The sequence below is a fragment of the Bradyrhizobium sp. SHOUNA76 genome (assembly GCF_023006445.1).
Taxonomy (GTDB): Bacteria; Pseudomonadota; Alphaproteobacteria; order Rhizobiales; family Xanthobacteraceae; genus Bradyrhizobium.
In genome coordinates this window covers 1-13,897 of the sequence record NZ_JALBHA010000125.1, presented here as the reverse complement: position 1 = coordinate 13,897, position 13,897 = coordinate 1, and the positions used below count along the sequence as shown (strand labels likewise).

13 protein-coding genes are annotated in these 13,897 nt (G+C 64.4%); 9 read left to right on the top strand and 4 right to left on the bottom strand.

The genetic code is table 11. The annotated features are described in order from the left end of the window. From MOV74_RS16055 to MOV74_RS16025, 7 genes are all read left to right on the top strand, one after another. Positions 1 to 392, top strand: a 392-nt coding sequence (locus MOV74_RS16055) for an acyl-CoA dehydrogenase family protein (RefSeq protein WP_258719535.1), incomplete at its 5' end; no start/stop codon positions are given. A 53-nt stretch (positions 393 to 445) separates the two neighbouring features. Beyond that, positions 446 to 1,426 carry an amino acid--[acyl-carrier-protein] ligase gene (locus MOV74_RS16050; RefSeq protein WP_246924044.1) on the top strand — a complete coding sequence of 327 codons (981 nt, stop codon included), beginning with the start codon at positions 446 to 448 and terminating at the stop codon, positions 1,424 to 1,426. A gap of 116 nt (positions 1,427 to 1,542) precedes the next feature. Further along, positions 1,543 to 2,418: an acyl-CoA acyltransferase gene (locus MOV74_RS16045; protein ID WP_246924041.1), complete on the top strand. Its 876-nt coding sequence runs from the start codon at positions 1,543 to 1,545 to the stop codon at positions 2,416 to 2,418. 233 nt (positions 2,419 to 2,651) lie between these two features. Continuing rightward, entirely contained in the window at positions 2,652 to 5,519 is a 2,868-nt protein-coding gene (locus MOV74_RS16040) for a PAS-domain containing protein (protein WP_246924037.1), read from the top strand. A 205-nt stretch (positions 5,520 to 5,724) separates the two neighbouring features. After that, positions 5,725 to 6,702, top strand: a complete 978-nt coding sequence (locus tag MOV74_RS16035) for a tripartite tricarboxylate transporter substrate binding protein (RefSeq protein ID WP_246924033.1) — start codon at positions 5,725 to 5,727, stop codon at positions 6,700 to 6,702. Positions 6,703 to 6,857: 155 nt separating this feature from the next. Then, a complete protein-coding gene (locus tag MOV74_RS16030; protein ID WP_246924030.1) occupies positions 6,858 to 7,343 on the top strand; it encodes a tripartite tricarboxylate transporter TctB family protein in 486 nt (161 codons plus the stop codon). A gap of 4 nt (positions 7,344 to 7,347) precedes the next feature. Beyond that, positions 7,348 to 8,856, top strand: coding sequence for a tripartite tricarboxylate transporter permease (locus MOV74_RS16025; RefSeq protein ID WP_246924027.1), 1,509 nt, complete (start codon positions 7,348 to 7,350; stop codon positions 8,854 to 8,856). Positions 8,857 to 8,959: 103 nt separating this feature from the next. Here MOV74_RS16025 and MOV74_RS16020 read toward each other — a convergent pair whose 3' ends face one another. After that, entirely contained in the window at positions 8,960 to 10,654 is a 1,695-nt protein-coding gene (locus MOV74_RS16020; protein ID WP_246924024.1) for a bifunctional diguanylate cyclase/phosphodiesterase, read from the bottom strand. A 222-nt stretch (positions 10,655 to 10,876) separates the two neighbouring features. On the opposite strand from MOV74_RS16020, the gene MOV74_RS16015 reads away from it, so the two are divergent. Beyond that, on the top strand, positions 10,877 to 11,137 hold the full coding sequence (locus MOV74_RS16015) for a hypothetical protein (protein ID WP_246924049.1): 261 nt from the start codon (positions 10,877 to 10,879) through the stop codon (positions 11,135 to 11,137). Here the strand turns inward: MOV74_RS16015 and MOV74_RS16010 are convergent, their stop codons facing one another. The 3 genes from MOV74_RS16010 to mtgA all read right to left on the bottom strand — a co-directional run bounded on the left by MOV74_RS16010 (position 11,138) and on the right by mtgA (position 12,955). Beyond that, positions 11,138 to 11,791 carry a hypothetical protein gene (locus MOV74_RS16010; RefSeq protein ID WP_246924021.1) on the bottom strand — a complete coding sequence of 218 codons (654 nt, stop codon included), beginning with the start codon at positions 11,789 to 11,791 and terminating at the stop codon, positions 11,138 to 11,140. It abuts the gene before it with no gap. 143 nt (positions 11,792 to 11,934) lie between these two features. Beyond that, on the bottom strand, positions 11,935 to 12,117 hold the full coding sequence (gene rpmF / locus MOV74_RS16005) for a 50S ribosomal protein L32 (RefSeq protein ID WP_007598106.1): 183 nt from the start codon (positions 12,115 to 12,117) through the stop codon (positions 11,935 to 11,937). A gap of 163 nt (positions 12,118 to 12,280) precedes the next feature. Continuing rightward, the gene (gene mtgA / locus MOV74_RS16000; RefSeq protein ID WP_246924018.1) at positions 12,281 to 12,955 is read right to left on the bottom strand and encodes a monofunctional biosynthetic peptidoglycan transglycosylase; all 675 of its coding nucleotides are present in this window, start codon (positions 12,953 to 12,955) and stop codon (positions 12,281 to 12,283) included. Positions 12,956 to 13,116: 161 nt separating this feature from the next. On the opposite strand from mtgA, the gene MOV74_RS15995 reads away from it, so the two are divergent. Then, the coding region (locus MOV74_RS15995; protein WP_246924016.1) for a polyprenyl synthetase family protein at positions 13,117 to 13,897 on the top strand (781 nt) is incomplete at its 3' end.

Sequence of the window (13,897 nt, the reverse complement as noted above, 5' to 3'; positions counted from 1 at the left end):
AGGCGGCGCGCAGCTCCGGCGGCCAGATGCCGCCGGCCGCCGCGCACTTCACCGCCGCAAAGATGTCGCTGGCCAAGCTGCGCGCGCTGTTATCGGCCAACATCGACGCCTTTGCCCACGCCGAGCATGACGAGCGCGCGCTCGCCTCGCTCGACTTCCAGTCCTCGATCACGCTTCTGAAGGTGCAGGCTTCCGAGCTCGCAGTCGAAACCGTGATGCATGCCATGCGTACGGCCGGCCTCTCCGGCTACCGCAACGACGGCGAGTTCACCATGGGCCGGCACCTCCGCGACGTATTGTCGTCCCCGATCATGATCAACAACGACCGCATTCTGGCCAATGCCGCGACATCAACGCTGATGAGCGGCGTGCCAAGCAGCCTTCGCAACTAAGTGTTTGACGACCGAACCAACAAGAACAATTTGAGATAGCAGGACATCGCGACATGAACATTGCCATTCTTCCCGATTCGCCCGCGACCGCGCCGCAGATGATCGATCCGCTCGATCATCTCGCCGACAAGCTGTTCCACCGCATGGGCGCCGACGGCGTCTATGCCCGTACCGCGCTCTATGAGGGCATCGTCGAGAAGCTCGCCGCGCTGATCACGAGCCATCGCGAGACCGGCACCGAGGTGATGCGCTTCCCGCCGGTCATGAGCCGGGCTCAGCTGGAAAAATCCGGCTACCTCAAGAGCTTCCCGAACCTGCTTGGCTGCGTTTGCGGCCTGCACGGGACGGAACGCGAGATCAACGCCGCGGTGAGCCGCTTCGATGCCGGCGGCGACTGGACCACCTCGCTGTCGCCCGCCGACCTCGTGCTGTCGCCTGCCGCCTGCTATCCGGTCTATCCGATCGCGGCGAGCCGGGGCCAGCTGCCGAAGGGCGGCCTGCGCTTCGACGTTGCCGCGGATTGCTTCCGCCGCGAGCCGTCGAAGCATCTCGACCGGCTGCAATCGTTCCGGATGCGCGAATATGTCTGCATCGGCAGCCCCGACGACGTCGCCGATTTCCGCGAGCGCTGGATGGTGCGCGCGCAGAAGATCGCGACTGACCTCGGCCTCACTTTCCGCGTCGACTATGCCAGCGATCCTTTCTTCGGTCGCGTCGGCCAGATGAAGGCGGTGAGCCAGAAGCAGCAGCAGCTCAAGTTCGAGCTCCTCATTCCGCTGCGCTCGGAAGAGCAGCCGACGGCCTGTATGAGCTTCAACTATCACCGTGAGCATTTCGGCACGACCTGGGGAATCCAGGATGCCAGTGGCGAGCCGGCCCACACCGGCTGCGTCGCCTTCGGCATGGACCGGCTTGCTGTCGCCATGTTCCACACCCACGGCACCGACCTTTCCGCCTGGCCTGCCAAGGTCCGGGACATCCTGGGCCTGCAGCCGCGGGGCACGGCCGATGCCCATGTCGAAGGCTGGCGCTAAGAGCATGATCCGGATCCGAAGGACCGCGTTAGCGCAAAGTGCGAAGCGGTTTCCGAAAAGATCATGCTGAAACAATAGACCAAACGAGGCCTGTCATTTCCACGGGTAAGACGAGCGTGATTCACACCAAAGTGCGATGCCGCGAGATCACCGAGTCCGACGCCGAAGCGGTCGCGGACCTGCTGACGCGCGGCTTCGTCGGCCGCTCGCGGAACTATTGGATCCAGGGTCTGCGCCGGCAGGCCTTCCGCTCCGTACCGGAGGGCTATCCGCGCTTCGGGTACATGCTCGATAATGACGGCACGCCGGTCGGCGTGCTGCTGCTGATCTACACGGCGCGGAAGAACGGCGACGAGACCGCCATCCAGTGCAACTTGTCGAGCTGGTATGTCGACCCGGCCTACCGCAACTATGCCCCGCTGCTGACCAAGATCGCGCAGCGGCACAAGGACGTGACTTATTTCAACATCAGTCCGGCGCCGTGGACCTGGCCGATCATCGAGACGCAGGGCTTTCGCGCCTATTGCCGCGGCATCTTCTTCTCGGTCCCTGCACTGGCGCGCGTCCCGCGCTGGAGCGAGATCGAGGTCATCTCGCCTCACGCCAAGACGATCGAAGGGCTTTCCGACGCCGAGACAGAGCTTCTGACGCGGCATGCGCGCTACAATTGCCTCAGCCTCGTCTGCCGCACGCCGAAGGGAACATTCCCCTTCATCCTGCAACCTGTGCGCATCCGCCGCGGCTTCATCGCGCCCCCTGCAATGAAGCTGATCTATTGCCGCAGCGCTGCCGAATATGCCGCCTGCGCAGGCCGCATCGGCCGGCTGCTGCTCCGGCTCGGCAAGATCTCGGTGGCGATCGATTCCAACGAGCCGATCCCCGGCCTGGTCGGTATTTATACCGAGCGGCGCGGCCGCAAATATTTCAGGGGCCCATATCGGCCGCAGCTCGGCGATCTCACGGATACGGAACTCGTGTTGTACGGGCCGTAGCGCAACGCCCGGCTCTGTAGCCCGCATGAGCGCAGCGACATGCGGGATATCGCTACGCTCATCCGGGCTACGGGCTATCGCCTTGCCGGTCGGCCGTTTGCGCGCTCGCTCTCCATCGCCAGTCACCCTCCGTAAACTACTGCGCTTAAGGGAATTTTCCCGCCTCTTCGCTACGCTCAGTAGCTGAATTAGTTTGCGTTAAATCTATTGCCCGCCGAGATCCCGCCGACCCCATGACGTCGACCCGCGACAACGAGCTTGGTGCACGCCGCGAGCAGGGCCCGGAGGCCCTGGTCGCGCTGAGCCAGCTTGCGCTCGACCACATGGAGCAGGGCGTCTGCGTCTACGATGCCGACAACCGGATCGTGCTGATCAACCAGAGTTACCTGTCGCTGTTCGACATGTCGGCCGACATCGTGCGAGTGGGCACGAGCTACCGCGAGGTGCTCGCGCACAGCGCCGGGCGCGGCAACTTTCCGGAAAGCGAGCTCGACGCGCTGTATTCGGCACGGATCGCGCAGATCGCAGGGGGAAAGCCGTTCCGGACCGAGCAGCGGCTTGCGACCGGCCTCGTCATGTCGCTCGAGCTGAAGCCGCTTCCCGGAGGCGGCTGGATGACGATCTGCGACGATGTCAGCCGCCTCGCCCGGCTCGAGGCGGAATTGCGCGTGCAGACCGAGCGCAGCCAGCACGCGCTCTCCAACATGTCGCACGGCCTCATCATGTACGATGCCGACAGCCGCGTCGTCGTCTGCAACGAACGTTTCCTGAACCTCTACAACCTCGATCCCGAGATCGTGAGGCCCGGGGTCTCGCATTCCACGGTGATCGACCATTGGATGTCGCGCGGCAATTTGCCGGGCATGCCGGCCGACGAATTCCAGAACTCCAGGTTGGAGGACGTGCGCGCCAGAAAGGCGAAATCCCTGCTGGTGATGCGCTATGACGGGCGCATGGTGCAGGCGGTCTCCCGCTTCCTGCCCGATGGCGGCTGGGTGACCGTGCACGAGGACGTCACGGAGCGGCTGCAATACGAGGAGACACTGAGGCAGCAGAACTTCATCCTCGATGCGGCGCTGGAGAACATGGCGCACGGGCTCGCCTTCTACGACAGCGATATGCGCCTGCGCGTCTGCAACACCACCTATCGCGAGATCTTCCGGCTATCGCCGGAGGAGACCAGGCCCGGCACACATCTCTCCGAGCTGATCGAGCGGTCGATGGCGAACGGCGCTTTTGCTTCGGAATACAGCCCCCAACAGCTTCTGGCAGCCGCCAGCGAAAGAATCGCGAACCGCGATTCCTCGCCGATGCGCCGACGCATGTCCAACAGCACCGTGATCTCGGTCCGCTATTGCGCACTGGCTGAGGGCGGCTTCGTCGCCACCTATGAGGATATCACCGAGCGCGAACACGCGATCGAGGAGCTGAGCGAGCAGTATCGCCGCTTTGATGCGGCGCTGAACAACATGAGCCAGGGCCTGTGCATGCTCGATTCGAGCCTGCGCGTGATCGTCTGCAACCGCCGCTACATCGAGATGTACGGCCTGTCGCCTGACGTCGTGAAGCCCGGCATCTCGATGCGCGAGATCATGGAGCACAGCTGCGAGCTCGGCATCCATCCGAACACCACGGCCGCACGACTCTATGCTGACTACGTCGAGCGGCTGCGCGAGGGCGAGCATACGCTGCACCGCCATTTGAGCGATGGCCGCATCATCAAGCTCAATCACAAGCGGATGGAGCATGGCGGCTGGGTCGTCACCTACGAAGACGTCACGGAGCGCCACAAGGCCCAGGCCCGCGTCGCGCACATGGCGCGGCACGATTCGTTGACCGACCTGCCCAACCGCACGCTGTTCCGCGAGAAGATGGGCGAGGGGCTGAACCAGGTCGCGATCGCCGGCGGCGCGATGGCGGTGCTGTGCTTCGACCTCGACAATTTCAAAACCGTCAACGACCGCCTCGGCCATGCCGCCGGCGACCGGCTGCTGCGCTGGGTCGCAGCGCGCCTGAAGGAGAATGTCGGCGAGCACGACACCGTCGCACGACTCGGCGGCGACGAGTTTGCCGTGCTCCAGCGCGGACCGCAGCCGCAATCGGCCGAGAAGCTCGCCCGGCGCCTGGTCGAAATCATCGGCCACTCGCCACCGCTGGGGAGCCAGTCGATCCATGTCGGCGTCTCCGTCGGCATCGCGATCGCGCCCGACCACGGGCTCGATGCCGACGAGCTGATGAAATGCGCCGACCTCGCACTGTACCAGGCCAAGGCCAAGGGGCGGGGCGCCTATCAGCTGTTCGAACCCGAGATGGAGGAAGAGGCGCGCAGCCGGCACGCGCTGGAGCACGATCTGCGCGGTGCGCTGGAGGCGCGCGAATTCCATCTGGTGTTCCAGCCGCAGATGCGGCTCGATTCGTCCGAGCTCACCGGGTTCGAGGCGCTGCTACGCTGGAAACATCCCTCCCGCGGCTTCGTCTCGCCGGCTGAGTTCATTCCCATCGCGGAAGAGAACGGGCTGATCGTTCCGATCGGCGAATGGGTGCTGCGCAGCGCCTGTGCGACCGCCGCGTCCTGGCCCGATGTCACCGTCGCGGTGAACCTGTCGCCGGTGCAATTCCGCGCGCGCGGGCTGGTGGCGATGGTCGCGAGCGCGCTGGCGGAGGCCGGCCTGCCGCCGCAGCGGCTCGAGCTCGAGGTCACCGAGACGGCGCTGCTCGATGACAGCGAGGCAACGATCGAAATCCTGCACCAGCTCCGAGCGCTGGGAGTACGCGTCAGCCTCGACGATTTCGGCGTCGGCTATTCCTCGCTGAGCTATCTGCGTAAATTTCCGTTCGACCGCATCAAGATCGACCGCTCCTTCGTCGGCACGCTCGGCGAAAGCCCGGAGAGCGTGGCCATCGTCCGCACCATCGCAAGCCTCGGTTCCGTGCTCGGCGTCGAGACGACGGCGGAGGGTGTGGAGACCGAGGAGCAACTCGACTTCGTCCGCGAATGCGGCTGCACCGCCGTCCAAGGCTATTACTTCGGCAAGCCGTGCCCCGCATCGGAGGTCGGCCGCACCATCGAGACGCTGAACAGGGTCCGGCGCGTGGCGTAGCGCGCTTCGACTCCCCTAAATTCCGTATCTCGGCACGCTTTCAAACGACGAATTGTCGCACGCATCGTTTCCCGCGGATTGGCTTCTCGCCCCCCCGCCCTGCAGACGCGCAATGGCGCTTTTCTTCTCCCGTGATTTCGGGAACAATCGCCCCACAAGAACGAAAACGGCGGTCCTAGGAGACTGCCGCGAGGGAGGGATTTCGATGTCGCGATACGGGCTGAAGACGATCGCATTTGCCGCGATGCACGCTGTCATGGGCGCATTGCTCCCGACTGCCGCCGGTGCGCAGGACTATCCCAGCAAGCCGATCACGCTGATCGTGCCATGGCCGGCCGGCGGATCGACCGATATCTCGATGCGCGCCATCGCCGACAGCGCCGCGAAGGTGCTGGGGCAGCCGATCGTGATCGACAACAAGGCCGGCGGCGGCGGCACGGTGGGACCGGCGACCATGGCAGCGGCGGCGAAGCCGGACGGCTACACCATTTCTCAGATTCCGATCACTGTCTTCCGTCTGCCCTTGATGCAGGAAGTGTCGTGGGATCCTGCAAAGGACTTTACCTACATCATCCACCTCACCGGCTACACCTTCGGTGTGACCACCAGCGCAGAGTCGCAGTTCAAGAGCTGGAAGGACGTGGTGGAGTTCGCGAAGGCGAACCCCGGCAAGGTGACCTACGCCACGCCGGGCGCCGGCACCTCGCTGCATATCGGCATGGAGCAGATCGCCGGGATGTCCGGCATCAAGCTGACGCAAGTCCCCTTCAAGGGCGGCGCGGAGACCAACGCTGCGGTGCTGGGACAACACACGATGCTTCAGGCAGACTCCACGGGATGGCGACCGCTGGTCGATGCCGGCAAGCTGCGGCTGTTGATGGTGTGGACCGGCTCACGCTCGCCGAACTATCCCGACGCGCCGACGCTGAAAGAGCTCGGTTATCCCATGGTCTATGACTCCCCGTTCGGCATCGCCGGCCCGAAAGGCCTGGATCCGAAGATCGTCGCGAAGCTGCACGATGCCTTCAAGAAGGCAGTCGAGGACCCGGCCGTCGTGGCAACGCTCGCCAAATACGACATGGTGCCGAACTACAAGAACACCGAGGACTACAAGAAGTTCGTCGTCGAAGTCACGGAGTCCGAGCGCAAGGTGATCGACAGCCTCGGGCTGGCGAAGAAGTGAAAGAGTAGAGTCGTATCGCCAAACATGTTGACGTCATCCTGAGGTGCGAGCTGCACTTGCGGCCCGCCTCGAAGGATGGATCGGGGCACCGCCGCCCTTCGAGGACCGCCAAGAAGCGGCCACCTCGGGGTGACGATGGCCGAGAGGTGCTTCATATGAACGATCAAACCAACGTCAAACTCCGTCTCAGCAATTCCGAACTCTGGGGCGGTGTGATCGGGCTTGCGCTCGGCGGCTTCGTGATCTGGTCCGGCCTGAAGCTCAAGCTCGGCACCATCAACGATCCCGGCTCCGGCTATGTGCTGTTCTACACGGGCGTTCTGATGTGCGTGTTCGCAGGCTCCATCATCGTCTCGGCGATCACCGAAGGTGGGCCCACGCTGGCCTCGCGCTGGGAAAATGTGCGCTGGGGCAAGCCGCTCCTGGTGATTGCCTGTCTCGTGGCATTCTCCATCGCACTCGAGCCACTCGGTTTCCTGCTGGCGTCGATCCCGTTGATGCTGCTGCTGTTGCGGTTGATCGATCCCGTCCGCTGGACGCTGGCGATTCCGGTTGCCGTGCTGGTGCCCATGGGCATGTGGTGGGTGCTCAAGCGGCTGCTGTTGATCCAGTTGCCCTCGGGCCTGTTCGGGATCGGTTGATCGCATGGATACGCTTGTCAATGTCGCGCATGGATTCGGCGTCGCGCTGCTTCCGGTCAACCTGCTGTACTGTTTCATCGGCGTCTTCATCGGCACGCTGGTCGGCGTGCTGCCGGGGATCGGACCGATCTCGGCGATGTCGCTGCTGCTGCCGGTGACGCTGTCGGGGACGCCGGAATCCGGCATCATCATGATGGCCGGCATCTATTACGGCTCGATGTATGGCGGCTCGACCACCTCGATCCTGGTCAACATCCCCGGCGAGGCGGCCTCCGTCGTCACCTGCATCGACGGCCACCAGATGGCGAAGCAGGGCCGGGCGGGCCCTGCACTCGGCATCTCCGCCTTCGGCTCCTTCATCGCCGGCACGTTTGCACTGATCGCCTTGATGCTGGTCGCGCCGAAGCTTGCCAGCGTCGCCATCGCATTTGGCCCGGCCGAATATTTCAGCCTGATGGTGCTCGGCCTCGTGGTGCTCACCTTCCTGACCCAGGGATCGATGCCGAAGGCGCTGCTGATGGCGTGCATCGGCGTCGTGCTCGGACTGATCGGGCTCGACAGCATCACGGCGCAGCCGCGTCTGACCTTCGGCCGCATGGAGCTGATCGACGGCATTGGGCTCGTGCCCGTCGTGATGGGCCTGTTCGGCGTTGCCGAGGTGCTGCTCAACACCGAGCAGGCGATCAAGCGCGACATCATCAACACCAAGATCACCCATCTCCTGCCCACCAAGGAGGACTGGAAGGCGAGCGCAGGGCCGGTCAGCCGCGGCACCATCCTCGGCTTCTTCCTCGGCATCCTCCCGGGCGGCGGCGCGGTGGTGGCGTCATTCGCCTCTTACGCGCTGGAGAAGCGGCTGTCGAAGACGCCTGGGCGTTTCGGCCACGGCGCGATCGAAGGCGTCGCGGGGCCGGAATCGGCGAACAACGCCGCGGCGGGAGGCGCCTTCATTCCGCTGATGACGCTCGGCATTCCGCCGAATGTGGTGATGGCGCTGCTGCTCGGTGCATTCGTCATTCACGGCCTGCAGCCGGGACCGCTGCTGATCACGCAGAACCCCGGCCTGTTCTGGGGCATCGTCGCCAGCATGTATATCGGCAACGTCATGCTGCTGGTCCTGAACCTGCCGATGATCGGCATGTGGGTACAGCTGCTCAAGCTGCCCTACAACATCCTGTTTCCCCTGATTATCCTGTTCACGATCCTTGGCGTCTACTGCTCCAGCAACAACGTGTTCGACGTCTATGTGATGATCGCCTTCGGGATCATCGGCTATTTCATGCGCAAGCTGGGCTACGAGCCGGCGCCGCTGGTGCTGGCCTTCGTGCTCGGACCGATGATGGAGAACAATCTGCGCAAGTCGCTGATCCTGTCGCAGGGCGATCTCTGGACCTTCGTGCAGCGGCCGATCTCGGCGGTGTGCCTCGCATTCGCAATGATGCTGCTGATCGCGCCGCTGCTGCCGTCGCTGCGCAAGAAGCGCGAGCTGGTGGCGCTAGATGAAGGGGCGTGAGGAGATCGTAAGGTCGGCAAAGCCGCGCTTGCGCTGTGCCCACGATCTTTCCAACGATACCGCACGATGGTGGGCACGCTTCGCTTTGCCCACCCTCGGGACCTCAGCTTGCCGCAGGCAGTGCACTATCCGTTGAAGCGCCCCATGGCCGCTCGGCTGAGGCGAGCCCGATAAGCCGGCCCTGGATGTAGTCGCAGCCCCAGTCGCGCAGCATGTTTGCGGCTTCCTCGTCCTGCACCCATTCGGCGACGGTCTTGATGTCGAGGCGGCGGGCGAGGTCGATCAGGGTCTGCACGAAGGCGCGGTCATCGGCGGAATGGGTGATGTTCTGCACGAACGCGCCATCGATCTTCACGATATCAACGCCGAGCTTGCGCAGGTTTCGGAACGAGGTGTAGCCGGCGCCGAAATCGTCGATGGCGATACGGCTGCCGAAATGCTTGAGGCGGCCAACGAAGGCGCGGACGTCATCGATATCCTGGATCGCGACCGTCTCGGTGATCTCCACGATCAGCCGCTCGGCGACGCCGGGATGCGCCTGCATCAGCGATTCGATTCCCGCCCACCAGTCCGGATCCATGGTGGTATCAGGCGAGATATTGAGACTGAGGCAGATGTCGGGTGCCGCCGCGAGCTCGGCGACCACGAGCTCGAGCACGCGATGATCGACCAGGCGGATCAGGCCGAGCCGTTCGGCGACCGGCACGATGTCGGGTGCGAGCAGCACCTGGCCGTCGCCCTGGTCCATCCGCACCAGGCATTCGTGGAACGCTCGCTCACGCGAGGCGGCCGACACCACCGGCTCGTAGGCGAGCTTGATGCGGCGCTCGTTCAGCGCGGTGACGATTTCGTCGGTGACGCGGATGTTGACGCGGCGTTGCGCGTCGCGCGCGGCATCCGGACGCCATGCCGCGAACGAGCCGACGCGGCGACGCTTGGCAGCATCCAGCGTCTCATGGGCACGATTGACGGCCTCATCGGTGTTGCGGGCATAGCGCGGTACGCTGACCGCGCCGATCGAGGCGGTGACCGAGACCGGACCGGACTTGGTCGGCACCACCTCGTCGCGGATGCCGGCGAGGAAGCGCTCGGCGGCGACGTTCATGTCGTCGACGGTGCAGTTCTTCAGGATCAGGCCGAACTTGTTGCCGGAAAAGCGCCCGAGCACGTCGCCGCCGCGCAGGCGCGAGCGGATGCGCTTGGCGATGTCGAGAATCACGGCATCGGCAACGTCGAAGCCGAAGGCATCGTTGACGCGGGCGAGATGGTCGATACCAACCAGCATGAAGGCCGCGGTCGAGCGGAAGCGGGTCGTCTCCTCGATCGCTTCGGCCAGCGCCGCGATCAGGTACGAACGGTTGAGCTCGCCGGTCAGCGGATCGAGCCGGGCCAGCTTCGTCAGCTCCTCGTCGCGGGCATGGCGCTCATTGTTGATGCGGACGGAGCCGATCGCGCGCGTGGGGCGGCCGTCGGGGCCGGCGAACCAGCGGCCGGTCTCCTCGATCCAGATCACGGGATCGGCGGCGCTCATGCGGACGCCGTACTCGACCCGGTACGGCGTGCCGTCCGCATCATGCACGGCATAGGTTTGCGCCAGCGCGGCGGTCCGCACCGATGGCGCGGGTTCGATCAGCTTGGCAAATTCGCCGCCGGTCGCCAGTCGCTCGGCGGGAATGCCGGGAAAGACGCTGGCGACCTGATCACCCCAGACCATCGCATCACTGCCGATGTCCCAGGCGAACACGGCCTGGCCGAGGGCGGCCAGAATGTCGGAGGCTTGCGGTAATGCGGGGGTCAAAATCGCCTCGTTTCGGGACAGCGGGGGGAGTCCTGAGCCGGCACAGGATAGAGCCAAATTCGCCCTCGACCCTAGGCAAAGTTGATAAACAATTTGGAAACCACGTTCCCAAACTACCGAGGAACCGATTAGGCTCGGGCGGCATAGGCCTTGCGAGACCATCATATGCACCGGCGCCAATGTCCCAAAACGCGCCAGTTCAACCTGATGAACGGTGTTGCGATGGCGACTGCGGATGGAATGGAAGAGGCAAAGCGGCGGGCCGGCACGGCCCTGGTGCCGTTGATGCCGACGTTACAGTGGGTTCACAAGGCGCCAATGCCGCGCCCCGATCCGAGCTTCGTCGCCCAGCTCATCGCCAATGCCGAGCACCTGCCCCAGGCGAGCCGGTTGCGCCGTGCCTCTTCCGAAGACGCACAGATGGCCTATGGCAGCAAGCACCCGCTGCAAAGCGTCAGCGCACGCACACGGCAGGTGGCGTGATCAGCGCGGCGGCGTGTCCGGCGAGGACGGCGTGCCATTGCCCGGCTGAAGATGTGGCGAGGGAATTTCCGGCGAGGGCGCGCCCTGCACGGGCTTGGGCGCAGGATGATCCATCAGCACGGATTCGGCGACAGATTGCGCCGAAGGTGCGGGAGGCTCCATCGGCGCCGGCTGCGGCGCAATCACCGGCTCGAACTTGCGCTCGGACGCCACATCCTCGCCCGACGCTTCGGCCTGGCGCTTGGCCTTGCGCGGCGCCGCCACCGTCGTCTCGGCGACATAGGTGACGCGGCGGCGCGTGCGCTGGGCGATGCCAGCGAAGAAATCGGCCATCGCAAGCAGCACCAACAGGAAATAGGTGGAGTTGCCGAATTTGGGCCACATCACGAATTCGGCAGCGGCGGCGCCGAACACGATCAGCGACAGCAGATGATCCATCAGGAATTTGGATCCGGGCCGCGCGCCCTTGACCACCTCGAGCAGCAGCAGCACCACGCCGAGCGCAAGCAGGAGATCGGCGAGCGTGACCGGCCAGACCTCGCCGGACACCATCGGAACCTTGAACAGCACGTCCGTAAATGAAACGGTCGGCATCAGGAAGGCGATGATGTTGTACACCGCGAGCGGAATCAGGAGCAGCGGGAAACCGACCATCGGCAAAACGCCTTCTCGATCAAGATGTCCGGACAGAACAATGCAGCGGCGAAGCATTTGCTCCGCCGCCGTCACTGTCTATCTCATGGATGGGCCGAAATCAGGCAGGCAAAATCATCCTGCCCAAAGAAAAGGTCCTTAACTCAGGACTCTTTCTTCTTCAGAACCTGCCGGCCCTTGTACATGCCGGTCTTGAGGTCGAGATGGTGCGGACGACGGAGCTCGCCGGAGTCCTTGTCTTCCACATAGGTCGGCTTCTTGATGGCGTCTGCCGAGCGGCGCATGCCACGGCGCGACGGCGAGGTTTTTCTTCTCGGAACGGCCATTTCAATATCCTCTAGGGATTGGTGTTGTCAGGGCATCGTCCGCAGGACGGCTCAGCACCCAAACGGGGCGAGCGAAATGCCGATCAAGGCCGGGCTTATAGAGGAAGGCTGGCCGTAAAGCTAGGCTCTTGGGCCGGAAAATACGCCCGGATTGGGCCCGAAATCAGCGATTTTCCCGCCAGCAGGTCGCAAGCGAGCCCGCCTGCCCCCGTGCCACATAGGTCCCGGCCAGCCGCCGGACGCCCGGGCCGGGGGTCCGGGCGCTGCGTTTGACCGGATTCGGCAGGATTGAGGCCAGAAGGGCGGCTTCCCGGGGGGAAAGGCTGGCGGCCGACTTGCCGAAGGCATAAGCGCTGGCCGCCTCGACGCCAAATTGTCCCTGTGGACCGAGCTCGGCGATGTTGAGGTAAATCTCCAGGATCCGCGGCTTGGGCAGGACCAAATCGATCCAGAGCGCCAGCGGAAATTCCAGCGCCTTGCGGACGAAATCCCGGCCCTGCCAGAGGAACAGGTTTTTAGCGACTTGCTGGGTGATGGTGGAAGCGCCCCGGAACGGCGTGCCGTCCTCCTGCGCATCGTCGATCGCCTCGCGCAGCGCGCCCCAATCGATCCCATGATGCTTGCAGAAATGCGCATCCTCGGCCGCCACCACCGAGCGCGGCAGCGAGGGCGACATCGCCGCCAGATCGATCCATTCCCGCTGCATCGGCGCGCCGCGAAGCGAGCGCCACGCCATCAGCGTCGAAACGGGATGGCCGGCGCGGTAGAACGGCGCGATCACATAGGGCGCGAGAGCTGCGACCACGAGCACCAGGAGAAGGATTTTGACGATGCGCAAATCAACCTTTCCGGCGCAAAATGAAACGCAGCCACGGATCCTGCCATTAAGTCTGTGATAATTCGGGCGTTTTCCAGCACTTTTTAGGCCTTCCAAACGATTGACTGAGGCGGTCTCATAAAGGATTGTCCGGCCGAATTTTAGTTCTGGAGCCCTTCTTGATGACCGGCACGTCCCCGTCCGATTTCGCCAAACGTCTGGACAAGACCGCTGATGATACCGAAGCCCTGCTCGGCCGCCTGCTGTCGGACGACATCCTGCACGATGAGATCGCCCGGCCCAAGCGACTGATGGACGCAATGCGCTATTCCAGCCTGAACGGCGGCAAGCGCCTGCGGCCGTTCCTGGTGGTCGAAAGCGCGGCGGTGTTCGGCGTGCCGCACGAAGCGGCCCTGCTCGTGGGCGCCGCGCTCGAATGCATCCACTGCTATTCGCTGATCCATGACGATCTGCCGGCGATGGACAATTCGGACCTGCGCCGCGGCCGCCCGACCCTGCACAAGAAGACCGATGACGCGACGGCGATCCTCGCCGGCGACGGCCTGTTGACGCTCGCCTTCGACATCATCACCCGCGACGAGATCCACCGCGACGCCAATGTGCGCCTGCTGCTGACGCGGGCGCTGGCGCGCTGCGCCGGCATTGGCGGCATGGTCGGCGGCCAGATCCTCGACCTCGCCGGCGAAGGCCGTTTTGGCGGCAACGAGCCGATCGACGTCGCGCGTATTCAGCAGATGAAGACTGGCGCGCTGCTGCGCTATGGCTGCATTGCCGGCGCGATCCTCGGCCAGGCCTCGCAGAAGGAATATCAGGCGCTCGACGATTACGGCCGCGCGCTCGGCGAAGCCTTCCAGATCGCGGACGATCTGCTCGATGTCGAGGGCGATGCGGCCGCCCTCGGCAAGCCGGCCGGCGCCGATGCCGCGCTCGGCAAGACCACCT

Coding starts and splice junctions, on each gene's coding strand:
- MOV74_RS16050 (WP_246924044.1), top strand. CDS start 446: ATGAACATTGCCATTCTTCCCGATTCGCCCGCGACCGCGCCGCAGATG.
- MOV74_RS16040 (WP_246924037.1), top strand. CDS start 2,652: ATGACGTCGACCCGCGACAACGAGCTTGGTGCACGCCGCGAGCAGGGC.
- MOV74_RS16035 (WP_246924033.1), top strand. CDS start 5,725: ATGTCGCGATACGGGCTGAAGACGATCGCATTTGCCGCGATGCACGCT.
- MOV74_RS16030 (WP_246924030.1), top strand. CDS start 6,858: ATGAACGATCAAACCAACGTCAAACTCCGTCTCAGCAATTCCGAACTC.
- MOV74_RS16025 (WP_246924027.1), top strand. CDS start 7,348: ATGGATACGCTTGTCAATGTCGCGCATGGATTCGGCGTCGCGCTGCTT.
- MOV74_RS16015 (WP_246924049.1), top strand. CDS start 10,877: ATGGCGACTGCGGATGGAATGGAAGAGGCAAAGCGGCGGGCCGGCACG.
- MOV74_RS16010 (WP_246924021.1), bottom strand. CDS start 11,791: ATGGTCGGTTTCCCGCTGCTCCTGATTCCGCTCGCGGTGTACAACATC.
- rpmF (WP_007598106.1), bottom strand. CDS start 12,117: ATGGCCGTTCCGAGAAGAAAAACCTCGCCGTCGCGCCGTGGCATGCGC.